Source organism: Streptomyces sp. NPDC054863 (assembly GCF_053610825.1).
Map to the genome: position 1 here is coordinate 1 of NZ_JBSGZD010000030.1, position 22,510 is coordinate 22,510.

Here is a 22,510-nt window from a genome sequence, read left to right on the forward strand (position 1 = left end):
GCGCGGGGGGGGGGGCGGCCGGGGGGGGGGGGCCGCCCGCCCCTTCGTGCGCGGGCGCGGGAAGGGGCGTGAGCCGTCTCTCTCTTGGTGCAAATGGCTTCAATGGCGGGTGAATGGGATGCCCGACACGCGGTGGTAGCCCACTTGGCGTGTATGTTCCGGGGCCGAGAACCTTGGAAGGGACCAATCCGGTGAACAAGAAGCTTGCAGCCGCACTGTCCGGCGGTGCGGTACTCGTGATGATGGCGACGCTGTCCGGTTGCGGAGACGACGCGGAGGACAAGAAGGCGGAGTGGTCCAAGGCTTTCTGCCCGAAGGAAAAGACCGCGCTCGACAAGCGGAGCAAGGCCGAGCAGCTGATCGTCGCGACGGCCGCCGACGGCAAGCCCGAGGACATCAAGAAGGCCGACGTGGCCGCCTTCCAGCAGGTCGCGGATTCGAACCGCGCGCTGGCCGAGGCACTGCGCACGTCGGGCGTGCCGCCGATCGACAAGGGAGAGCAGCTCCAGAAGGACGGCATCAAGCAGCTTGAGGCGCAGGCCGCCGCGTACACCGCGCTGAAGAAGAAGGCCGAGGCCCTCGACCCGAAGAACGGTGACGCGTTCGCGAAGGGTCTGAAGGAGATCGGCGCCGACATGGAGAAGGCGGACAAGCTGCTCAGCAAGGCGCAGCCGACCTGCCAGAAGCCGAAGGACGGGGCCGGGAGCCCGGCCGCAGGCCAGTAGCGGGCGGTTCCGGGGCGCGGTGCGAGTGAAGGACCCGCGGCCCGGAGCGTGCTGCCGGAGCACGGGATCGTCGAGGCCCGGCAGCACCGGGCCGGAGTGCGGGGCCCGTCGAGGCCCCCGCAGCGCCGTGCCGTGTCCCGGGGCGGGTCGCCTCCGCCGGTACGGCGATTGTCAGTGGCAGCGGTGACAATGGCCGGGTGAGTCAGACCAGCCTTTCCGCGCCCCTGCCCGAGTCCCTGCCCGCCCCCGAGAGCGCGCCCCGATTGCGGGACGCCCTGCTCGCCGCGGCCTTCACCGCCGACGGGCTGCTCGACCTGCTCGGCGCGCCCGCGTACAGCGCACTGGCCCGTGGCGAGACCGTTCCCGCGCTGCGGGCGACCCGGGGGGACGGGCCGCTGGAGACGCTGGTGCGGCTCTTCCTGCTCCAGGAGTCGGTGCCGGCCGCGCGGGCCGCCGCCGTGCTGCCGCTGGAGTCGTGCCTGACCGACGGCTGGCTGACGGCCCAGGGCGAGGCCGGGGGCGATGGCGTACGGGCGCGGGTCGACGTGCGGCCGTACGGTGGGGACGAGGGCCAGGACTGGTTCATCGTGTCCGACCTGGGGCGTGCGGTCGGCGGCGCCGGCGGTGCGGGCACCCGCGAGGAGGGCGTCGTGCTCGGGGTCGGCGGCGCGTCCACCACGCTCGCCGGAATCACCGTACGCACGCCCGTCGGCTCCGCCCTCGACCTCGGTACGGGCTCGGGCATCCAGGCCCTGCACGCCGCGCAGCACGCGGTGCGGGTCACCGCCACCGACCTGAACCCGCGTGCGCTCGCCTTCACCCGGCTCACCCTCGCGCTGTCGGGGGCGGCGGACGCCGAGCTCCTGGAGGGTTCGCTGTTCGAGCCGGTGGGGGACGCCGCGTACGACTTGATCGTCTCCAACCCGCCCTTCGTGATCTCGCCCGGCGCCCGGCTGACCTACCGGGACGGCGGGATGGGCGGGGACGATCTGTGCCGCACGCTCGTTCAGGGAGCAGGGGAGCTGCTGAACGACGGGGGATACGCGCAATTCCTCGCCAACTGGCAGCACGTGGAGGGTGAGGACTGGCAGGACCGGCTCCGCTCCTGGGTGCCGCGCGGCTGTGACGCGTGGATCGTGCAGCGCGAGGTGCAGGACATCACGCAGTACGCCGAGCTGTGGCTGCGCGACGGCGGCGACCACCGCACGGACCCCGCCGACTACGCCGCGCGGTACGAGGCGTGGCTGGACGAGTTCGAGGCCCGCAAGACCACCGGGGTGGGCTTCGGCTGGATCACGCTGCGCAAGTCCGAGGCTGCCCGGGACGAGCCGTCGATCACCGTCGAGGAGTGGCCGCACCCCGTCGAGCAGCCGCTCGGCCCGGTGATCCTGGCGCACTTCGAGCGTCAGGACTATCTGCGCGGTCACGACGACGCGGCGCTGCTCGCGGACCGGTTCAGGCTGGCCGACGAGATCGTGCAGGAGCAGATCGGGGCCCCGGGCGCCGAGGACCCGGAGTACGTGGTGCTGCGCCAGCACCGGGGGATGCGGCGGGCGACGAAGGTCGACACGGTCGGCGCGGGCTTCGCGGGAGTGTCCGACGGATCGCTGACCGCAGGGCAGATCCTGGACGCGATCGCCCAACTCATCGAGGAGGACCCGGTGTTGCTCCGGGACCGGACGCCGGAGGCCATCCGGCTGCTGGTGGAGCAGGGGTTCCTGGAGCCGCTGGAGGACGGGAGGGGCTGAAGCGACGGCATTTGCCCGGTAAGGGCCTCCGTGTCACCCCGGGGGCGCGGCTACCGTCGAGGGAGTGCGTGACGCGCGTCGCCGTGCACGCGCACGCGCGGAGCAGTGGTCTCGGGCACGCGGTCTCGGGGGAGGCGCCATGGCGGGAGGCACGCCGGAGCGGGGCGGGTCGCAGGGTGGGCAGCGGGACGGGCGGCGGATCGTCGCGGGCCGGTACCGGCTGGTGCGGAAGCTTGGCGCGGGTGGCATGGGGCGCGTGTGGCTGGCGTACGACCACGAGTTGGCCATCGAGGTCTCCATCAAGGAGATCGTCATGCCGGAGGGCGCGGGCGCGGTCCCGGTCGACGACGGTGAGCGCGCCGAGCGGATCGCCCGCGCGCGCAGCGAGGCCCGCAATGCGGCCCGGCTGCGTGGCCACCCGCATGTGGTGACCGTGCACGACGTGGTGGTGCACGACGGACTGCCGTGGATCGTCATGGAGTTCGTGCCGGATGCCGTCGATCTCCAGGCGGTGGTGCGGAGTTCGGGGCCGCTTTCGGCCGAGGAGACCGCGCGGGTCGGGCTCTCCGTCCTCGACGCGCTCACTTTCGGGCACCGGATCGGTGTCCTGCACCGGGACGTGAAACCGGCCAACATCCTTCTCGCACCGGACGGTTCGGATCCGTACGGGCGCGTGCTGCTGACCGATTACGGGATCGCGCTGCAGCCGGGGTCGAACGAGCCCCGGCTGACGGCCACCGCCGGAATCCTCGGCACGCCCGGGTACTTGGCACCGGAGCGGGCGCGCGGTGACCCGCCGACACCGGCCGCCGACCTCTTCTCGCTCGGCGCGACGCTGTACACGGCGGTCGAGGGCCGGGGCGCCTTCGACCGGCCCGACGACTACGCGATGCTCACCGCCCTGCTGACGGAACCTCCGGATCCGCCGGTACGGGCCGGGGAGCTGCTGGGACCTGTGCTGCTGGGGCTCCTGACGAAGAGTGCGGTACGGCGGTCCGCGCCCGAGGTGGTGGCGCGGGGGCTGGAGCGGGTACGGCAGGGGCCGGTGGCGGGATTCGGTCCTGTGCTGCCGTACGGAGGCGGAGGGATTGGTTCCGGCGGGCCGCCGGGCGGGACGGTGTCCTTGGGCAGGGGGCCGTCCACGCCGGGCGGGGGCCACGGCGGGACGCCGCCGAGGGGCCCTTACGAGCTGCCGAATCCGTATCCGTACGAGCTGAATCCGTATGCGGCGACGGGGGTCGGTGCGGGTGGTGGTGCGGGTGGTCCCGGCGGGGGAACGCCGACGACGCCCAGCGCCGACACTCCGGGCGACCGGGCACCAGGGGGGCCGGGGGGATCAGGGACACCCGGGGGACCTGGGGCGACCCGGCCGTCGGGGGCGCCAGGGGCCCCAGGTTCGCCAGGGATGCCAGGGATGCCAGGGATGCCAGGGATGTCAGGGGCACTGGGGACGCCAAAGACACCGGATTCATCGGGTTCGCCCGGGTCTTCGGACGGTGGCCGGGCGAAGAGGCGGCGGGTGGCCGTGCTGGGGGCCGTCGTCGCGGCGCTGCTCGCGATCGGCGGCGGTACGTGGGCGGTGCTGGCTCTCGGCGGTGACGAGAAGGGCGGGGCCGCGGGCGGAGCGAAGTCGTCGGCCACGGCTTCGGCCTCGCCGAGCGATGTGGGCGGTGGCTCGGGCGAGCTCTATCCGTACGGCGAGGCCGCCGGGCTGACCAAGCCGCTCGGGGTGGGCGACTGCGTCAGCGCCGTGTGGTTCAGCAAGCCGTTCACGGGCCGGCCCAACATCGGGACCGCGGACTGCGCGACGGGAGTGCCGGACGGGCAGGTGATGACGGTGGAGAAGTTCGACACCGCACAGGAGGCCAAGCGGGACGGGGCCCTGCTGTGCCGGGCCCAGACCCGGTCCGTGGTGTCGGCGCTGCCCGACGCGGCGGCGTATGCGCTGATCCCGACGGCCCAGGGGTTCGACACGGCGGGCGGGCGGGTCATCTGCCTGGTGCTCGGACGGTCCACCGGGATCGGCAGCGAGGTGGGGCGGTTCCGCGACACGGGTCTCGACCTGCCGGTGTCGGGCATGGCCGTCGGCGACTGCTGGACGTACAAGCAGCTCAAGAGCACCTGGGCCGCGCTGCTGACCGACTGTGCGAATCCGCACACGGACCAGGTCATCGGTTCGCTGTGGGCGCCGCCCGGAATGGCCTATCAGCGGACGGTCGACAACGCGACCAAGCTGTGCAGCAACAAGTTCGAGTCGCTCTGGGCGCCGGGCGACAAGCTGTCCGTGAACGGCAACATAGCGGGCGCGGACGAGTGGAACACCGGCTTCAGGAAGGTCGTCTGCACGGTGGGCCGGGCGGACCGGAAGGCGGAGCCCGGGACGCTCTCGCCGACGGGCGCGTGAGGGGCCCACGGCCGGACGGCGGTCTCGCGGACGGCCGGACGGCGGTCTTGCAGGTGGGTGGGCGGCAGTCTTGTGGACGGTTGGACGGCGGTCCCACGGGTGGGTGGGCGGCGGTCCGGCGGACGGCCGGACGGTGGCCTCGCGGGTGGGCGGACGGCGGTCCCGGGGGCGGGCGGGCGAAGGGTCCGGGCGGTGGTCCCGGTGGGGATCGTGCCACCGGGACCGGATGGGCGGGCCCGGGACCCGTAAGGGGTGGTGTGTCGGTCCGGGCGGCAGGAATGGCGATTGTCGGGTTACCGTCTCCGAGTGGCCGTTGCGGGGTTTCGGGCTTTTGCCGTTTGACACGAGGGCGGGTTGTACCGTCACACTCCGCAGCGTTATGCGTCCGGCACAGCCGTGCCGGACGGGTATCGACCACCACTTGTGACCACCGAGTGTCGACCGGAGAGAAGAGCCAAGTTGTCCCCGACCAGCGAGACCGCACAGGGCGGCCGCCGACTCGTCATCGTCGAGTCGCCTGCCAAGGCGAAGACGATCAAGGGCTACCTCGGCCCCGGATACGTAGTCGAGGCGAGCGTCGGGCACATCCGCGACCTCCCGAACGGCGCCGCCGAGGTGCCGGAGAAGTACACCGGCGAGGTCCGTCGTCTCGGGGTCGACGTCGAGAACGACTTCCAGCCCATCTACGTGGTGAACTCCGACAAGAAGGCGCAGGTCAAGAAGCTCAAGGAGCTGCTGGCCGAGTCGGACGAACTCTTCCTGGCCACCGATGAGGACCGCGAGGGCGAAGCCATCGCGTGGCACCTCCAGGAGGTCCTGAAGCCCAAGGTCCCGGTCCACCGGATGGTCTTCCACGAGATCACCAAGGACGCGATCCGCGCGGCGGTCTCGAACCCCCGCGAGCTGAACAAGCCGATGGTCGACGCGCAGGAGACCCGCCGCATCCTCGACCGGCTGTACGGCTACGAGGTGTCGCCGGTCCTGTGGAAGAAGGTCATGCCGAAGCTGTCGGCGGGCCGTGTGCAGTCCGTCGCCACACGTCTTGTCGTCGCCCGGGAACGCGAGCGCATCGCTTTTCGTTCTGCTGAGTACTGGGACCTCACCGGTACGTTCTCCACCGGACGCACCGGGGACGCCTCCGACCCGTCCTCTCTGGTCGCCCGCCTGACGACGGTCGACGGCAGGCGTGTCGCCCAGGGCCGCGACTTCAGCGCGGCCGGACAACTGAAGAGCGACGTCCTGCACCTGGACGAGGGAGGCGCACGAGCCCTGGCCGCCGCCCTCACCGACTCCTCCTTCGCGGTGCGCTCGGTCGAGTCCAAGCCGTACCGCCGCTCGCCGTACGCCCCGTTCCGTACGACGACCCTCCAGCAGGAGGCGTCCCGCAAGCTCGGATTCGGCGCGAAGTCGACCATGCAGGTGGCCCAGAAGCTGTACGAGAACGGCTTCATCACCTACATGCGTACGGACTCCACGACGCTGTCCGGCACCGCGGTCACCGCCGCCCGCACCCAGGTGACCCAGCTGTACGGCGCCGACTACCTGCCGGACAAGCCGCGCACGTACGCCGGGAAGGTCAAGAACGCGCAGGAGGCGCACGAGGCGATCCGCCCGTCGGGGGAGAGCTTCCGCACTCCGGCCGAGACCGGTCTGACCGGCGACCAGTTCCGGCTCTACGAACTCATCTGGAAGCGGACCGTCGCCTCCCAGATGAAGGACGCGGTCGGCAACTCGGTGACCGTGAAGATCGCGGGCCAGGCCTCGGACGGCCGCACCGCCGAGTTCTCGGCCTCCGGCAAGACGATCACCTTCCACGGCTTCATGAAGGCGTACGTCGAAGGCGCCGACGACCCGAACGCGGAGCTGGACGACCGCGAGCGGCGCCTCCCGCAGGTCGCCGAGGGCGACGCGCTCGGCGCCGAGGAGATCACGGTCGACGGCCACGCGACCAAGCCGCCGGCCCGCTACACCGAGGCTTCGCTGGTCAAGGAGCTGGAAGAGCGCGAGATCGGGCGCCCGTCCACGTACGCCTCGATCATCGGCACGATCCTGGACCGCGGTTACGTCTTCAAGAAGGGCACCGCACTGGTCCCGTCCTTCCTGTCGTTCGCCGTGGTCAACCTGCTGGAGACGCACTTCGGCCGGCTCGTCGACTACGACTTCACCGCCCGGATGGAGGACGACCTCGACCGCATCGCGCGGGGCGAGGCGAAGTCCGTGCCGTGGCTGAAGCGGTTCTACTTCGGCGAGGGCGAGGCGACGGGCGTCGCGTCCGACGCGGGCAACGGCGACGGGGACCACCTGGGTGGTCTCAAGGAGCTGGTGACGGACCTCGGCGCGATCGACGCCCGGGAGATCTCGTCGTTCCCGGTGGGCGACGGGATCGTGCTGCGGGTCGGCCGTTACGGGCCGTACATCGAGCGTGGCGAGAAGGACGCGGAGAACCACCAGCGTGCGGACGTCCCGGACGACATGGCGCCGGACGAGCTGACCGTGGAGTACGCGGAGGAGCTGCTGGCCAAGCCGAGCGGCGACTTCGAGCTGGGCGCGGACCCGGAGACGGGCCGGCAGATCGTCGCGAAGGACGGCCGTTACGGGCCGTACGTCACGGAGATCCTGCCCGAGGGCACCCCGAAGACGGGCAAGAACGCGATCAAGCCGCGGACCGCTTCGCTGTTCAAGTCGATGGCGCTGGACACGGTGACGCTGGCGGACGCGCTGAAGCTGATGTCGCTGCCGCGGGTGGTGGGTGTGGACGCGGAAGGCGTCGAGATCACCGCGCAGAACGGGCGATACGGGCCGTACCTCAAGAAGGGGACGGACTCGCGGTCGCTGGAGACCGAGGACCAGCTCTTCTCCATCACGGTGGAGGAGGCGCTGGCGATCTACGCCCAGCCGAAGCAGCGTGGGCGGGCCGCCGCCAAGCCGCCGCTGAAGGAGCTGGGGACGGACCCGGTGAGCGAGCGGCCGGTGGTCGTCAAGGACGGTCGGTTCGGTCCTTACGTGACGGACGGCGAGACGAACGCGACGCTGCGGTCCGGCGACAGCGTGGAGGAGATCACGCCCGAGCGCGGGTACGAGCTCCTGGCGGAGAAGCGGGCGAAGGGGCCGGCGAAGAAGACGGCCAAGAAGGTGGCGAAGAAGGCTCCTGCGAAGAAGGCTGCGGCGAAGAAGACGGTGGCCAAGAAGGCGGCGTCTTCTTCCTCGGCGGCGGCCAAGAAGACTGCTGCGGCGAAGAAGGCTCCGGCTAAGAAGGCGCCTGCCAAGAAGGCGGCGGCGGCTTCGGAGTAGTCCGGGCGTTGGGTGGGGGCGGTCGCGCGGGCGTGCGGTCGTGAGGGGGCGGCTCCGCGTGGGGGGCCGCCCCTTTGCCCACCCGCCCCCAAGCTCTCCACTTCGTTCGAGCAGGGGGGACCCCCGCCAAGCTCTTAAGGAGCAGGGGAGACCCCACTGCCCCCGGGGGCGGCCCCGCTGCCCAAGGGGGCGGCGGGGGTCGGCGGCGTCAGCCGCCCAGGGGGCTCGGGGGCAGGTATGTGGGGGCGCGGGGAACTGCGCGACCAGCCACCCACCGGCCCGCGCGTGCGGACCCGTCCATACGTCAGTTCGAGCACCCGCGCATGCGCCCCCTGCACTGCGGATAGGCTGGCGGGATGACGCGAGCCGAGCAGCCAACGGTCGTGAGCCCCACCTCCGACGCACTAGCCGCAGACTCACGCGAGCGAGCCGTACGGGCTCTTCTGCGCCATCAGCCACTGAAACGGCTGTGGAGCGCACAGCTCGTCGGTGGTGTCGGGGATGCTCTCGCCCTTCTAGTCCTCCTCCTGCTGACGCTGGAGGCATCAGGCCTCCGGGATGTCTTCGGGGGCGGCTATCGGGCCGACGCCTTCGCCGTGGCCTCCGTGTTCGGTGCACGCATCCTCGCCACACTGCTTTTCGGTGCCGTACTGCTCGGCCCCGTCTCCGCGCTCGTCGCGCCCGGCGGGCCGCTTGACCGGCGCTGGGCGATGCTCGCCGCCGACGGCCTGCGGGTCGCGCTGCTGGTCGTCGCCCCCCTGTGGGTGGTCTGGCTGCCGGGCAAGGCGACGGCGATGCTGCTGGTGACCGTGTTCGTGACGGGGGTCGCCGAGCGGTTCTGGACCGTGGCGCGCGAGAGCGCCGCCCCGGCGCTGCTGCCCACGCCGCCCATGGAGGGCGCTGCGGTACGGCCGCTTCCGGATCACCTGGACGCGCTGCGGAGGCTGTCCCTCCGTACGAGCTTCGCGGCGATCCCGCTGGCCGCTGCCGCGCTTCTCGTCGCGGTACTGCTCGCGCGGCTGCTGGGTACCGGCATCGACTGGTTCGCGCACCACCAGGCGGCGCTCGGGTCGTACCTCGCCGCAGGGCTCTTCGCCGCTTCCGTCTCCACGCTCGTACTGCTGGAACTGCCCGATGCGCAGACGCCGCGCCCGCGTTCCCCGCTGGAGGGCCTGCGGCGTCCCAGCACCGGGAACGGGCCCGACAAGGGGCGTACCGGAGCCATCGCGCTACTGGTCCTGGCGTGCGCCGCGGTCACCATGTCGGTCTCTGCCGCCGGGGCCGTGTCCGTACTGCACGCGCGTGATCTCGGACGAGGCCCCGCCGTGTTCGCACTGCTCGTGCTCGCCCTCGCGGCGGGTGTGGGCATCGGCATCCGCAGTGCCGCCAAGATCCTTCCGGCGCTGTCCCGCCGCAGGCTGCTGGCCCTCGCGATCACCGTCACCGGTGTCGCGCTGCTGGCCATGGGCCTGGTCCCGGACACCACCACCGTGCTGCTGCTCGCGCTCCTCGCGGGCGTCGCGGCGGGCGTCGCCGCGAACATCGGGCACACCCTGCTCGACCTGGAGACCGAGGACTACCGCAGGGCCCGTACGACGGAGCACCTCCAGGCGGTCGTACGGGTCTGCGGTGCGCTCGGCGTGCTCGCAGGACCGCTGCTGGCCGCCGCGATCGGTCTGCACCGGCTGGAGAGCGGAAGCTTCGTCTTTGTGCAGGGCGGCGGGGCCGCATACACGTTGATGCTGGTCGGAGCGTTGCTGCTGCCCGTGGCCGCGCTCGTACTCGCGAAAGCGGACGACCGGCAGGGAGTACCTCTGCGGCGCGATCTGCGCGAGGCGATCCGTGGCGGGGAGCCCGCGCAGGCGCCGTCCGCGACCGGTTTCTTCATCGCCCTGGAGGGCGGCGACGGCGCGGGCAAGTCGACCCAGGCCAAGGCCCTCGCCGACTGGATAAGGGCCAAGGGCCACGAGGTCGTGGTGACGCGGGAGCCGGGTGCGACGCCGATCGGCAAGCGGCTGCGGTCGATCCTGCTGGACGTGTCGAGCGCGGGACTCTCGAACCGTGCGGAGGCGCTGCTGTACGCGGCGGACCGTGCGGAGCACGTGGATTCGGTCGTAAGGCCCGCGCTGGAGCGCGGTGCGGTGGTCATCACCGACCGGTACATCGACTCGTCGGTGGCGTACCAGGGAGCGGGCCGCGACCTGGCCCCGACCGAGATCGCGCGCATGTCGCGGTGGGCGACCCACGGCCTCGTACCGCATCTGACGGTGCTGCTGGACGTGTCGCCGGAGACGGCGCGGGAGCGTTTCACGGAGGCGCCGGACCGGCTGGAGTCGGAGCCGCCGGAGTTCCACGCGCGCGTGCGGGCCGGCTTCCTGACGCTGGCCGCGTCGGACGCGAGCCGCTATCTGGTGGTGGACGCGGGCCAGGAGCCCGAGGCGGTGACCACGGTCGTACGTCACCGGCTCGACCTGATGCTGCCCCTGTCCGAGCAGGAGATCGCCGCCCAGGAAGCCGCCCGCAAGGCCGCCGAGGAAGAGGCGCGACGCCTCGCCGAGGAGGAGGCCGCGCGCAAGGCCGAGGAGGAGCGGGTCGAGCGCGAGCGGCAGGAACAACTCGCCAGGCTGCGTGCCGAGGAGGAGGAGCGCAAGCGCCGCGAGATCGAGGAAGCGCGGCTGCGCGAGGCGGAGCGGCAGGCCGAGGAGGCCCGTCGGCGCGCCGAGGAGGCGCGCAGGCAGGCCGAGGAGGAGCGGGTACGCCGCGAGGCCGAGGCCAAGGCGCGGGCGGCGGAGGAGGAACGGCTCCGCAAGCAGGCCGAGGAAGAGGCCCGGCTGCGCGCGGAGGCGGAGGAACGCCGCCGCGAGAAGCAGCGCAAGGCGGAAGAGGCGCTGCTGCGGGCGGAGGAGGCGCGGGCGGCTGCGACGGCGGCATCGGCGGCCTCCGCGGCGGCGGCTGCGGTGCGGAGGCCGGAGCCGGACAACGAGACGACGTTGCAGACTCCGGTCGTACGGCTGGACATGACGAAGGACGAAGCGCCGAGGGCATCCGACACGAGGGCGCCTGATACGCGTACGCCCGGCACGCGTACGCCCGGCACGCGTACGCCCGGCACGCGTACGCCCGGCACGCGTACGCCTGACACGCGTACGCCCGACATGGAGGAGACGACGGTGCTGCCGCAGTCGCCGAAGCCTCCGGCGGGCGGGGCGACGGACGAGACGGCGGTGCTTCCGGCTGTGCAGGACACGGGCGGCGGCACGGGCTCTGGTGCTGGTGCTGGTGCTGGTGGTGCTGGCGCGAGCTCAGGCGCCGGTGCCGGTACGGGCTCGGGTGCGGCCGGTCGGGTTCCGCCGGGGTACTTCCGTGACGAGGCGGGGGAGGACCGGACGCGGGAGCTTCCGCAGTTCGACCCGGACAACCCGGGTGGTGGCGGACCGGAGCGTGCGGAGCGCTCCGGCCGTGACCGGCCGCGTCGGCGGTCGGACTGGGCGGAGGAGACGCCGCTGGACGACCTGCCGTCGCTCGCGGACGAGCTGCTGGGCGGGCCGGACGAGGGGGACGAGGGCAAGGGCCGGGGCAAGGGCCGCCGTCCCTGACGGGGCGGGCTCCGGTCTCCCCGTGACGGGTCAGGCTCCGGCCCCCCCGTGACAGGGCAGGCTCCGACCCCTCCCCACCTTGGCCCGGTCACCGTTGTCAGTGGCGTCGCCCACAATGGAGGCCGGGCCCCCGTACCGGGGCCGTGAGGGTGTGAGGTGGGAGCGGTATGACCGTATGGGACGACCTGGTCGGGCAGGAGCGCGTCCAGGAGCAGCTGGCCGGCGCGGCCAGGGACGCCGATGCGCAGGTCACCACCCAGTCCGAGGGCGGGACCGCCGCGGACGCGTCGAAGATGACGCACGCCTGGCTGTTCACAGGACCGCCCGGCTCCGGCCGCTCCACCGCCGCCCGTGCCTTCGCCGCCGCCCTCCAGTGCACCAGCCCCGACCGTGCGATGGGCGGCATCCCCGGCTGCGGGTTCTGCGACGGCTGCCACACCACCCTCATCGGGACGCACGCCGACGTGGAGATCGTCCGCACCGACCTCCTCTCCATCGGTGTGAAGGAGACCCGCGACCTGGTCCGCCGCGCCCAGCTCTCCCCGGCGGTCGGCCGCTGGCAGGTCATCGTTCTGGAGGACGCCGACCGCCTCACCGAGGGCGCGGGGAACGTACTGCTGAAGGCCGTCGAGGAGCCCGCCCCCCGTACGGTCTGGCTGCTCTGCGCGCCCTCCCTCGAAGACGTACTGCCGACGATCCGTTCCCGCTGCCGCCACCTCACGCTCAGCACCCCGTCCGTGACGGCCGTCGCCGACGTTCTCGTACGGCGCGACGGCATCGACCCCGAAGCGGCGATGACCGCGGCCCGCGCCACCCAGGGCCACATCGGCCGCGCCCGCCGTCTGGCCACGGACGAGCGCGCCCGCGACCGGCGGGCCACGGTGCTGCGCCTTCCCCTGCGCGTGGACGACATCGGCGGCTGCCTCAAGGCCGCCCAGGAGCTGGTCGACGCGGCGGGCGAGGACGCCAAGCAGGTCGCGGAGGATGTCGACGAGAAGGAGACCGAGGACCTGAAGGCGGCCCTCGGCGCCTCCTCCGGCGGCCGGATGCCGCGCGGTACCGCGGGTGCGATGAAGGAGCTCGCCGACCGTCAGAAGCGCCGCTCCACCCGTACCCAGCGCGACAGCCTCGACCTCGCGCTCACGGACCTGACCGGCTTCTACCGCGACGTCCTCGCCCTTCAGCTCCGCTCGTCGGTGGCCCTCGCCAACGAGGACGTGCGGGACTCGCTGGACCGCATCGCCCGCGACTCCACCCCCGAGCGCACCCTCCGCCGCATCGAGGCGATCATCGCCTGCCGCCAGGCCCTGGACCGGAATGTGGCACCGCTGCTGGCCGTCGAGGCGATGGCGGTGTCCCTGCGGGCGGGCTGAGGAGGGGGAAGGGGCTGTTTCCGTTACCCGGCCGCGGGCCGGTGGCCCAGTACGGCTGTGCAGTCCTGACGGGCTGCGGGGCTCAGCAGGGGACCGAACCTGGTGAACAGGTGCAGGAGGTCTGCTCCCCAGCGTTCGCGGAAGGCGGTGTCGACGCGCGCGATGTCGAGTTCGTTGGCCGCGGTGAGTTCCGCGAAGTCCTGCTTCTCCTGGAGGGCGGGGGCGCGGCCGAGGCCGGTGAACCTGTCCGTGAAGCGCATGGCGGGGTCGGTGAGTACGGGGTACGTGGCCTGCCTGTCGCAGCTCGCGTAGAGGTGCACGACGGCCTCGGCCTCGGGGCCGATCACGGCCCTCAGCGGTTCGCGCCGGTCGGGTGGCAGCAGGACGGGGGCGAAGCCGTCGGTGCCGTAGAACGCGTGGCACAGGCCCGCGAGTTGCAGTGCCGGCCGGGCACCCCAGCGGGCGAGCTGCTGTTGTACGCGCACCAGGTGGGCCAGGAGGGTGCCGCCGGGGTGGTCGAGGGTGTCGGCACCGTGCTCGCGCAGGAGCCGTAGGGCGGCGCGGGCGGCCGGGTCGGCCGGGGCGGCGTGTCCGACACGTTCAGCGTGACCGACACGTTCAGCGTGTCCGACACGTTCAGCGTGTCCGACACGTTCAGCGTGTTCAGCGTGGACGGTGAGTTCAGCGTGGTCCGTGAGTTCGGCATCGGGGCTCATCGGTGGCTTCCTCGCAGATCATTCGGAGGGGTCGGCACCCGGCAGGCCCCCGCACACCGTCCGGAGCGGTGCGAGGGAGTCGGCCGGGTTGCCGCCTTGGGCCCGAAAAGGATCGTCCCGCCTGCCCAACACTCAAGTCAATCCTAGGGTTTCCTTGCCTGCCTCCAAGCTGTAGCTTCACCGCCCATGACCCTCGACGACCTCCGCGTCTTCGTCGCCGTGTGCCGCAGCGGCAGCCTCAGCGCCGTCGCCCGCGAGCTGTGCTGCACGCAGTCCGCGGTGAGCCAGCACATCAAGCGCCTGGAACGGGAGACCGGCATCGCACTGCTGGAGCGCCATCCGCGCGGAGTGGTGCCGACCCCGGCGGGACAGCTCCTGCACAGCGCGGCTGCTGGTGGTCTTGGCGACATCGACCACGCCCTGCGCCGCCTGCGTGACCTGGTGCGCGGCGAGGGCGGCTCGGTGCGGATCACCACCGGCGCGACCACGGTCCGCCACTTCATGTCCGATGCGGTGGTCGCCTTCCGCCGTCAATTCCCGAACGTCAGCCTGGAGTTCCGGACCACGCACTCCAGCCGCGACTGCTTCGACGCGCTCCTCGCGGGCGGTCTCGACCTTGCCTGGATCACCCTGGGCGAGCCGGTCCGCGGCATCGAACAGCGTCCCGTCGTCGAGCTTCCCTGGGTGCTCGCCGTAGCCGCCGACGACCCGCTCGCCGCCAAGTCCCGTATCGACATGGCCGACTTGGCGCACATCCGCCTGATCGGCCTGCCCGAGAACGCCACTTCCCGCTCCCGCCTGGACACCTGGTTCGCGGCGTCCGGCATCGAGCCGACCTCCGACACCAGCGTCGCCGACTGGGACACCGCGATCCTGCTGGCCGAACTCGGCCTGGGCCACGCGGTCGTCCCCGACCTGCCGGGCTGGCACGGCCCCGCCCACCCCCACCTGCGGCTTGTCCCCGTTCCCGACCTTCCCACGCTCTGGACGGGCTGGGCGGTACGCCGCTGGGAAGCCCTGTCCCCGCTCGCCCGCGCCTTCGCCGACACGGTGGAGGAGAGCTGCGGCGAGATCTTCCCGCCAGGCCCCGCGGACGCGCCTGGATGAGGCACCGCACGAGCTACCGCAGCAGGCATGTGCCCGGTGGTGAGCCCTCAAGCTCCCTGATTGACCGCCTCACTCGTACGGGCAACTACGCGCACCCGAGGCGCACCCCGAGTGACAGTCCCACTACGCTCCGGACATGGATACCAGGCGCCTGCTCCTCACCTCCGCCACCCTGTTCGCCACGACCGGCCTCCTGCTCGGCTCCTCCGGCTGTTCGTCCGGAACGATGGCGTCCCCGTCGTCGAGCCGTACCGTGTCCACCTCCGCGCAGGGGCCGGCCCAGGGCGAGGACCGGGCGGCCCTCGCCCCGTACTACACGCAGAAACTGAGCTGGCGGGCGTGCGGCGTCCCCGGCTTCGAGTGCTCGACCATGAAGGCGCCGCTCGACTACGCCAAGCCCGGCGAGGGCGGCGGCGGCGACATCAAGCTGGCCGTTGCCCGCAAGAAGGCCACGGGTCCGGGCAAGCGCATCGGATCGCTGCTGGTCAACCCGGGTGGACCGGGCGGTTCCGCGATCGGCTACCTCCAGGCCTACGCCGGAATCGGCTATCCGGCCCCGGTCCGCGCCCGCTACGACATGGTCGCCGTCGACCCCCGAGGCGTCGCCCGCAGCGAGCCCGTCGAGTGCCTGACGGGACCCGAGATGGACGCGCACACGCAGGTCGACCAGACCCCTGACGACGCCGCCGAGATCAACCAACTCTCCAAGGCGTACGAAAAGTTCGCCGCGGGCTGCGAGCAGCGCTCGAAGCGCGTCCTCCCGCACGTCTCCACCGTCGAGGCGGCCCGCGACATGGACGTCCTGCGCGAGGTACTCGGCGACGAGAAGCTCCAGTACGTGGGTGCCTCGTACGGCACCTTCCTGGGTGCCACCTACGCCGAACTCTTCCCCGGCCGCACCGGCCGCCTGGTCCTCGACGGCGCCATGGACCCCTCCCTCCCCGCCCGCGAGATGAACCGCGACCAGACCGCCGGATTCGAGACCGCCTTCCGGTCCTTCGCCGCCCACTGCGTCAAGCAGCAGGGCTGCCCCCTCGGCACGGGCACCCCCGCCGAGGCCGGCACCCGTCTCAAGGCCCTCTTCGCCGCGCTCGACGCCAAGCCCGCCCCCACCAAGGACAAGAAGCGCCCGCTCGGCGAGTCCCTCGCCACCACGGGCGTGATCGCCGCGATGTACGACGAGGGGGCGTGGCCGCAGCTCAGCGCCGGTATCAAGGCCGCCCAACGGGGCGACGGAAACGGCCTCCTGACCCTCGCCGACAGCTACTACGAGCGCGATGCGAACGGCAAGTACGCCAACCTCATGTACGCCAACACGGCCGTCAACTGCCTCGACCTCCCCCCTGCCTTCTCGTCCTCCTCGGACGTCCGGTCCGCCCTCCCCTCCTTCGAGAAGGCCTCCCCGGTCTTCGGCGAAGGCCTCGCCTGGGCCTCCCTGAACTGCGCCTCCTGGCCGGTCGAGGCCACCGGCAAGCCCCACCGCATCGAGGCGAAGGGCGCTGCCCCGATCGTCGTGGTCGGCACCACGCGCGACCCCGCCACCCCGTACAAGTGGGCCGAGTCCCTCTCCGGCCAGCTCGCCTCCGGCACGCTCCTCTCGTACGACGGCGACGGCCACACCGCGTACGGCCGCGGCAGCGACTGCATCGACACGGCGATCAACACCTACCTCCTGGAGGGCACCCCTCCCAAGGACGGCAAGCAGTGCTCCTGATCCCTCCGCGCCCCTCTCCCCACCCCCTTCCCGCGCCCTCCCCGACCCCCGTCTGACCTGCCCGGAGTCCACCGTTCCGGGGGTGTGCGGAGCACCCCCGGAAACTGTGTAGACTTGGCTCCGCTGCTGATCGCACCATGGTGTGAACGGCAGCGATGCCGCCTTAGCTCAGCTGGCCAGAGCAACGCACTCGTAATGCGTAGGTCTCGGGTTCGAATCCCGAAGGCGGCCCGGATCAGCCCCAGGACTCACTCGCCGTGACCTGGGGCTTTTTCATGTCCGGTCGGTGCTGAGGACCTGGTGCGGCTTGCCCTTCGGGGGCTCCCTTCTCGTGTTGGTGCGGACGACCTCGACGCCCCGTGCCGCATTCGCCGCGGTCAGGGTGTGCGGTCCTGTGACGGCGGGGGTGGGCAGGGCGTAGCCGTCGGGGACGGCGGTTTCGCGGAGGTGGTAGGCGCCGAGGGGGAGGCCGGTGAAGGCGCATCGGCCGCCCCGGTCCGTGGCGCAGCCGGGGCCGGTGAGGGTGTCGGGGCGGGGGCCTGAGGTTTGCAGGCCGGGGGTGTTGTTGGTCTCGCGCCAGAGCTGGAAGACCGCGCCCGGGAGGGGGCGGCCGGTGGTGGCGTCCCGTTTGAGGACGGTGATGCGGCCCAGGACCGGGCGGACGGGCTGGTTGTGGGCGGTTGCCGTGATGCCCTGCGAGGCGTTGTCGACGGTCAGGGTCAGGGGGCCGACGATGCCCGGGCGCGGCAGGACGTATCCGGCGGGGGCCCGGAGCTCCTGCCAGTAGTAGGTGCCGAGGGCGAGTTCGGCGCTGCGGCAGAGGCCGTCGGTGCCTGTGGTGCAGGGGGTGCCCAGTGCGGTGTCCGAGGGCTGGAGGCCCGGGGTGCCGTTGGTTTCGTGCCAGAGCTGGAAGACCGCTCCGGCGAGGGGCCTGCCGGTGGCGGCGTCCTTCTTGACGACGCCGACCTTGCCGGTGGGCGGGATGTAGTAACCGGCGTCGTGGGTGTGGTCGTTGGCGCCGGCGCCTGCTGTGGTGAGGACTTCGGTCTGGGTCTTCGGGTCGGGGTTGGAGTCGATCGAGCGGTTGGTGCCGCGTTCCTTCGCCGTCGGTACGAGGTCGGCGGGGGAGGGACGTTCGGGGATGCCGCTGGTGTCGGCGGTCGTCACGTCGAACCTGATGCGGTACGTCGTCCTCGGTTCGACCTGGAAGTAGTACTCGCCGCGGGCGTTGGTGGTGGTCGTTCTCAGGACGTTGCCGTCCTTGTCCATCAGGGTGACCGTCGCTCCGGGGACGGCTTCCTCGGTCGGTCCCTGGATGCCGTCGCGGTCGCGGTCGAACCAGACCCGGTTGCCGATCTGGACCGGTGCCTCGTCGCACAGCAGCTCCAGGTCACCGAGGCCGTTGGCCTTGCCGAAGGTGCCCTGCCCCTCTTCGACCTGGTAGTCCTCGCTGCCCGCGCCGGTGGCGTTGTCGAACTTCCGCACACCGCCGGAGAAGATAGTCAAGGGGTCCACGATCGTCGAGACCGTCTTGGTGAAGCGGGGAGCGAAGGCGAGACCGCCCTGCAAGGACTCGGCGAGCTGGCCGAGTGTGGAGTCCCCGGGGTAGTACTCCTTCACCCCGTTCTGCTGCGGCGGCTCGGTGCCGTCGACGAAGTGGTTGGGGCAGGCCGGTGAGTCGCTGTCCCAGACCCAGCCGCTCGGGGTCCTGCACACCCGGGTGATGTCGCCCATGGCGGGGAAGAGGGAGCGCTGCGCGGTGTCGGTGCTGCCCTCGGGGGCGAGCGCCTCGTATCCGGCCTGGTCGCCGAGACGGTCCCGGAAGCCCAGGATCAGCGAGCCGTCACGGTCGAAGACGAGGTCGGAGAGCATCGGGCCGGGGAAGTTCGCCTGGAGGAACCACTTGTACGGGTCCCAGGTCTGCAGCCAGGGACGCCAGGCGGTGTCTCCGCTCACGGCGGCGTAGCCCATGCCGCGCGCGCCGTCGAGGGCGTGCGAGACGACCGTACTGAACGAGGTGCCGGACAGCTTGAGGACGTAGGCCCGCAGGTCCTCGCTCTTCTGGGAGGACTCGGCGGAGCAGGTGCCGCCGACGTACACCTCGCCGTCGTGGACGCCGATGCCGTACGGGCGCCAGTCGTCGGCGCCGGTCGGGCAGCCGGGGTCGGGGACCGGGACGATCTGGCGTGGGGCTGCCTGCGGCTTTCCGGGGGCCGCGCCCGTGGTGTCGTAGAAGTAGAGGCTCTTGGACTTGAGCCCCATCGCGTACAGGGTGCTGCCGTCCTCCGACAGGTCGAGGTCGCCCAGGCCCTCCTTGCCGACCGCGTTGTTGATCGCCATCGTGTCGCGGGTCAGGTCGGTGGAGTGCCGGGCGTCACCGGCGTCGGGGATGGTCGCGAAGACCGAGGTCCGGGCGGTCTTGCGGTCCACCAGGTAGATGCCGCCGGGGCCTGCCGGGCCGTAGGGGATCAGGCGCTTCGTGAGGGCGCCCACGAAGAGCTGGTCGGTGTCGCGCTTGTGGGCCAGGCCGTAGGTGGCGCCGATCTGGTCGGAGGTCGCCTCGGTCGTCGGCCCCGGCGAGTTGCCGGTGCGGTTGTAGGGCCAGGAGACCAGTGCCTTGACGCCCACGCTTCCGGCCGCGTCCTGGCGCTGGCAGGGCGTGGCCAGGTCGGGGTTCTCCTGGCAGTGGTCGGCCGGGTTGTGCACGCCCGTGACCACCTGGGCGTCCCCGCCGGAGATGTCCACGAACTCGACCAAGGAGGAGAGGGTGGGGGCGGGGCCGCCCGCCTGCGCCGGGCGCAGGTGCTTCTTGGCGGCCGGAATCACGGCCTCCACCCGGTACCGCCCGCCGGTCAGCCCCAGGCTGCCCGGGGCGAAGGTCACCTTGCCGTCGGCGCCCGTGACGGCCGTTCGTACGGTGCCCGCGGCGTCGGTGAGAGTGACGGGGATGCCGGGCTCGCCCACTTCCAGGGCGGGCGTCCAGCTGCCGTCGGAGTTCACGTCCCGTACGACGGTCACGGTGACGGTGCCTTCGGCGCGGGCTTCCGGCGCACCCGACGCGGGAGTACCGGCGAGGGACGGAACGGTGAGGGCGAGTGCCGCGCACGCAAGCCACCGGTGGCTGCGCCGGGAGCCAGGTCTGCGGTTCCGTACGGGCAGGAAGGTTGGTCTTCTCATGGTCCTCATTCCCACTGCTGTCGTCACAGATGGGGGAATGATCGCCTCCGATTGTCCGATTTCGGCTCGTCCTGGCGATGAGTCGCCCTCGCCTCACCCATCCGCTGCGCCGCGTCCGGTCGCGCGGATTCAGCACGGAGCCCGGTGCCCCGCGCACGGACGGTGCGTGCGCGGGACACCGGGCTATTGCGGCTCAGCAGTGGCTGCCGGGTGCCGGGGCTTCGGTCAGAGGCCGCTCCTGGCGGGCAACTGGCCGCATTCGCCGCCGGCGCACTTGCTCAGCCAGTCGGCGAAGTCGGTGTCGTACCTGGTGCCGATGGTGTCGCGCAGGAAGGTGGCGGCAGCTTCGTACTCGCCCGCGCGGTAGTGGCCGAGCAGGGTGGCCACGTCACCCGGGTGCGACTGGAGCATGTAGCGGACGCCCAGGTAGCCCCACTGGTAGATGCGGGTGGTGTCGGAGTTCTCGTAGGTGTTCCCGAAGAGCTGGCTGAGCTTGTAGGTGTTCTTGCCCGCCTCCTCGATCGCCCGGTCGTAGGTCTCGCCGCGGTAGGAGTACGAGACGTACTCGGCGAAGCCCTCGACCCACATCACGGTCGGGGTGCTCTGCCCGGCCGCGAAGTCGCCGTGCATGTTGTAGCGGCCGTCGAGGTAGTGGGTGTACTCGTGGTTGAGGTTCCAGATCTGGAACGCGCCGTCCTGGCGGGGCTGTTCGTAGGCGATGAAGCGCGGCTGGTTGCCCGCGGCGGCCGGGTCGCCCTCCAGGTACATGCCGCCGTTGTTGGTGTCGATGCCGAAGACGATTCCGGCGTAGGTCCGGTAGTCGTTGCTGGAGTTGAAGGCGACGATCTCGATGTTGGTGTTGTTGTCGTCCTTGACCGGGCCGGGGTCCTTGGCGACGTTGTGGAAGACCGGGTCCTGCTTGAGGACGCTCTCGCAGGTGGCCGCCAGTTCGGCGGCGGACAGTTCCTGGCCGAGGATCTTCGCGCTCGGACCGCACGAGTGCTTCACCGTCAGTACGGCCTCGCGCACGCGGTTCTGCAGGTCACAGGTGCCGTACTCGGCGCAGTTGGCCTTGTCGAACGCGTCCGTCATCCCCGCGACGGCGACCCAGAGCGAGGCGGTGCGGCCGGTGATCTGGCTGCGCGCGAGCAGCTCCTTGACCAACGGCTTGACGGTGTCCCGGAGTTCCTCGTGGCGCAGGAAGCGGCCGAGTTCGAGTCCGGCGTTGCTGGCCAGGTAGGACTTGTCGGTACCGAGCAGGTCGTCGTGGGCGACGGCGAAGTCGCGCAGGCCGGTGAGGATGCTCGGATCCGCCTTCACGGCTGCCGCGAACTCCGGCAGCTGGTGGCCTCGGAAGAGCACGGTGTAGGTGTTGTTGACCGCCGCGACCATTCCGTAGAACTCGTCGTACGACTTGTTGTAGTCCTTCTGGAGGCGCTTGACGACGTTGAGGAAGCGGATGTTCTCGCCGGAGCTGTCGATCAGGATGACCGCTTCGGAGAGGGTCTCGCCGTTGGCCTCGGTGACGTCGAAGGCGCGCGCCGAGCCGAAGAAGGCGTCCAGGGCGCCCTGGACGGCGGTTTTCAGCGCCGGACCGTACTCACCGACGTTCTCCGGGTCGCCCCACTGGACGTAGTAGCCGGCGCGCAGGTAGAGCACCAACTGGGCGGCCGAAGTGCTGTTGTCACCGGGGTAGTCGGCCGCGACCTCTTTGAGGGCGTTCGACACCGTGACCATCTGTTCCTCGCGGAAGAGGGCCTTGGCGTCCCCTCCGGTCACGCTGAACAGCGTGTTGATGCAGCCGACTTCCGACTTCTTGATCTGCTCGACCAGGGCGGCGCCGGTCTTCGAGGTGAAGTCGCTGACGTTGCACTCCGCCGCGGCTTTCTCCGCGGCCCGGGCCTTCTTGCGCTCCGTCGCGTTCAGCGGCGCGGGACGAGGGGCGCGTTCCGCGGGTCTCGAAGCGCGCGCGGCCGATCGCCGGGTGGTGGCGTGTCCGGGTGCCTGATCGGCGGCGAGGACGGTGGCGGTGGCGGGCTGCGGGGCGATCGCCGAACCCGTCGCGGGCCTGGGCGCGGGCTTGGCCGCGGCGGCCTCGACCGGGGTCGGGGCCGCAGTGCCGGTGGGGGCGAGCAGGGTGAGCCCCAGGCCGGCGGCGGTCACGGTGGGTATCAACAGGCGGGTGAAGGTCCTGAGGGTGGGGGGTCTGCGCATGGAAATGGCCTCCAGGCCGGTCGGCAGCCGTGCCGGGGAGCACGGCGGTGGGGGGTGCGGACCGTAAGGGCAACGGAAGTTGAGCACTTCCGGAGCTGTCATGCCCGCGAAAAGTGTGACCGTACAATTTCACAGTTCACATGGCAGTGGTAGAGGTCTGCACGCACCAGATGGAACTGATGTGTCCTCAGGGTGCGGGTGTGGCCGTTGACTTGGAGGTCACCGGGCGTTCGGCTGCCGGACCGGATCTTGTGGATGCCTGTGAAGGGCCGTCTGCGGCCGGTGCACGCGCGCGGGACGGGCGGTCGGCGCGGTGCGCGGGACAGGCGGTCGGCGCGGTGCGCGGGACGGGCGGTGTTCGGCGTCTCGCCCGTGGTGCCGGTGGTGCCGGTGAGGCAGGTGGTCGGGACGGCGCTCGGGGCGCTGCCGGACGCTCTGTGCCCGA

11 protein-coding genes and 1 tRNA gene are annotated in these 22,510 nt (G+C 71.6%); 9 read left to right on the forward strand and 3 right to left on the reverse strand.

Annotation, left to right across the window (positions count from 1 at the left end):
- The first annotated feature begins 191 nt into the window (after nt 1-191).
- The 6 genes from ACWGIG_RS08705 to ACWGIG_RS08730 all read left to right on the forward strand — a co-directional run bounded on the left by ACWGIG_RS08705 (nt 192) and on the right by ACWGIG_RS08730 (nt 13,137).
- Entirely contained in the window at nt 192-725 is a 534-nt protein-coding gene (locus ACWGIG_RS08705) for a small secreted protein (protein WP_453320815.1), read from the forward strand.
- A 197-nt stretch (nt 726-922) separates the two neighbouring features.
- Nucleotides 923-2,473: a DUF7059 domain-containing protein gene (locus ACWGIG_RS08710; protein ID WP_453320816.1), complete on the forward strand. Its 1,551-nt coding sequence runs from the start codon at nt 923-925 to the stop codon at nt 2,471-2,473.
- Between the two features lie 139 nt (nt 2,474-2,612).
- Nucleotides 2,613-4,877 (forward strand): serine/threonine-protein kinase, encoded by a 2,265-nt coding sequence (locus ACWGIG_RS08715; protein WP_453320817.1) that lies wholly within the window; start codon nt 2,613-2,615, stop codon nt 4,875-4,877.
- A 459-nt stretch (nt 4,878-5,336) separates the two neighbouring features.
- Nucleotides 5,337-8,168: a type I DNA topoisomerase gene (gene topA / locus ACWGIG_RS08720; RefSeq protein ID WP_453320818.1), complete on the forward strand. Its 2,832-nt coding sequence runs from the start codon at nt 5,337-5,339 to the stop codon at nt 8,166-8,168.
- Nucleotides 8,169-8,524: 356 nt separating this feature from the next.
- Nucleotides 8,525-11,764: a dTMP kinase gene (gene tmk, locus ACWGIG_RS08725; protein ID WP_453320819.1), complete on the forward strand. Its 3,240-nt coding sequence runs from the start codon at nt 8,525-8,527 to the stop codon at nt 11,762-11,764.
- Nucleotides 11,765-11,931: 167 nt separating this feature from the next.
- Nucleotides 11,932-13,137, forward strand: coding sequence for a DNA polymerase III subunit delta' (locus tag ACWGIG_RS08730; protein ID WP_453320820.1), 1,206 nt, complete (start codon nt 11,932-11,934; stop codon nt 13,135-13,137).
- Between the two features lie 23 nt (nt 13,138-13,160).
- Here ACWGIG_RS08730 and ACWGIG_RS08735 read toward each other — a convergent pair whose 3' ends face one another.
- On the reverse strand, nt 13,161-13,853 hold the full coding sequence (locus ACWGIG_RS08735) for a DUF6817 domain-containing protein (RefSeq protein ID WP_453320821.1): 693 nt from the start codon (nt 13,851-13,853) through the stop codon (nt 13,161-13,163).
- 186 nt (nt 13,854-14,039) lie between these two features.
- Here ACWGIG_RS08735 and ACWGIG_RS08740 point away from each other — a divergent pair, with 186 nt between their 5' ends.
- The 3 genes from ACWGIG_RS08740 to ACWGIG_RS08750 all read left to right on the forward strand — a co-directional run bounded on the left by ACWGIG_RS08740 (nt 14,040) and on the right by ACWGIG_RS08750 (nt 16,905).
- Nucleotides 14,040-14,960: a LysR family transcriptional regulator gene (locus ACWGIG_RS08740; protein WP_453320822.1), complete on the forward strand. Its 921-nt coding sequence runs from the start codon at nt 14,040-14,042 to the stop codon at nt 14,958-14,960.
- Between the two features lie 136 nt (nt 14,961-15,096).
- Nucleotides 15,097-16,674 (forward strand): alpha/beta hydrolase, encoded by a 1,578-nt coding sequence (locus ACWGIG_RS08745; RefSeq protein ID WP_453320823.1) that lies wholly within the window; start codon nt 15,097-15,099, stop codon nt 16,672-16,674.
- 157 nt (nt 16,675-16,831) lie between these two features.
- A tRNA-Thr gene (locus ACWGIG_RS08750) sits at nt 16,832-16,905 on the forward strand.
- A 42-nt stretch (nt 16,906-16,947) separates the two neighbouring features.
- Here ACWGIG_RS08750 and ACWGIG_RS08755 read toward each other — a convergent pair.
- Nucleotides 16,948-19,851 (reverse strand): MSCRAMM family protein, encoded by a 2,904-nt coding sequence (locus tag ACWGIG_RS08755; protein ID WP_453320824.1) that lies wholly within the window; start codon nt 19,849-19,851, stop codon nt 16,948-16,950.
- A 225-nt stretch (nt 19,852-20,076) separates the two neighbouring features.
- Entirely contained in the window at nt 20,077-22,065 is a 1,989-nt protein-coding gene (locus tag ACWGIG_RS08760) for a collagenase (RefSeq protein ID WP_453320825.1), read from the reverse strand.
- Nucleotides 22,066-22,510 lie beyond the last annotated feature (445 nt).

Excerpts from the sequence above, each read along its gene's own strand:
- ACWGIG_RS08735 (WP_453320821.1), bottom strand. The coding sequence starts at position 13,853 with ATGAGCCCCGATGCCGAACTCACGGACCACGCTGAACTCACCGTCCAC.
- ACWGIG_RS08715 (WP_453320817.1), top strand. The coding sequence starts at position 2,613 with ATGGCGGGAGGCACGCCGGAGCGGGGCGGGTCGCAGGGTGGGCAGCGG.
- ACWGIG_RS08730 (WP_453320820.1), top strand. The coding sequence starts at position 11,932 with ATGACCGTATGGGACGACCTGGTCGGGCAGGAGCGCGTCCAGGAGCAG.
- ACWGIG_RS08745 (WP_453320823.1), top strand. The coding sequence starts at position 15,097 with ATGGATACCAGGCGCCTGCTCCTCACCTCCGCCACCCTGTTCGCCACG.
- ACWGIG_RS08755 (WP_453320824.1), bottom strand. The coding sequence starts at position 19,851 with ATGAGAAGACCAACCTTCCTGCCCGTACGGAACCGCAGACCTGGCTCC.
- ACWGIG_RS08740 (WP_453320822.1), top strand. The coding sequence starts at position 14,040 with ATGACCCTCGACGACCTCCGCGTCTTCGTCGCCGTGTGCCGCAGCGGC.
- tmk (WP_453320819.1), top strand. The coding sequence starts at position 8,525 with ATGACGCGAGCCGAGCAGCCAACGGTCGTGAGCCCCACCTCCGACGCA.
- ACWGIG_RS08760 (WP_453320825.1), bottom strand. The coding sequence starts at position 22,065 with ATGCGCAGACCCCCCACCCTCAGGACCTTCACCCGCCTGTTGATACCC.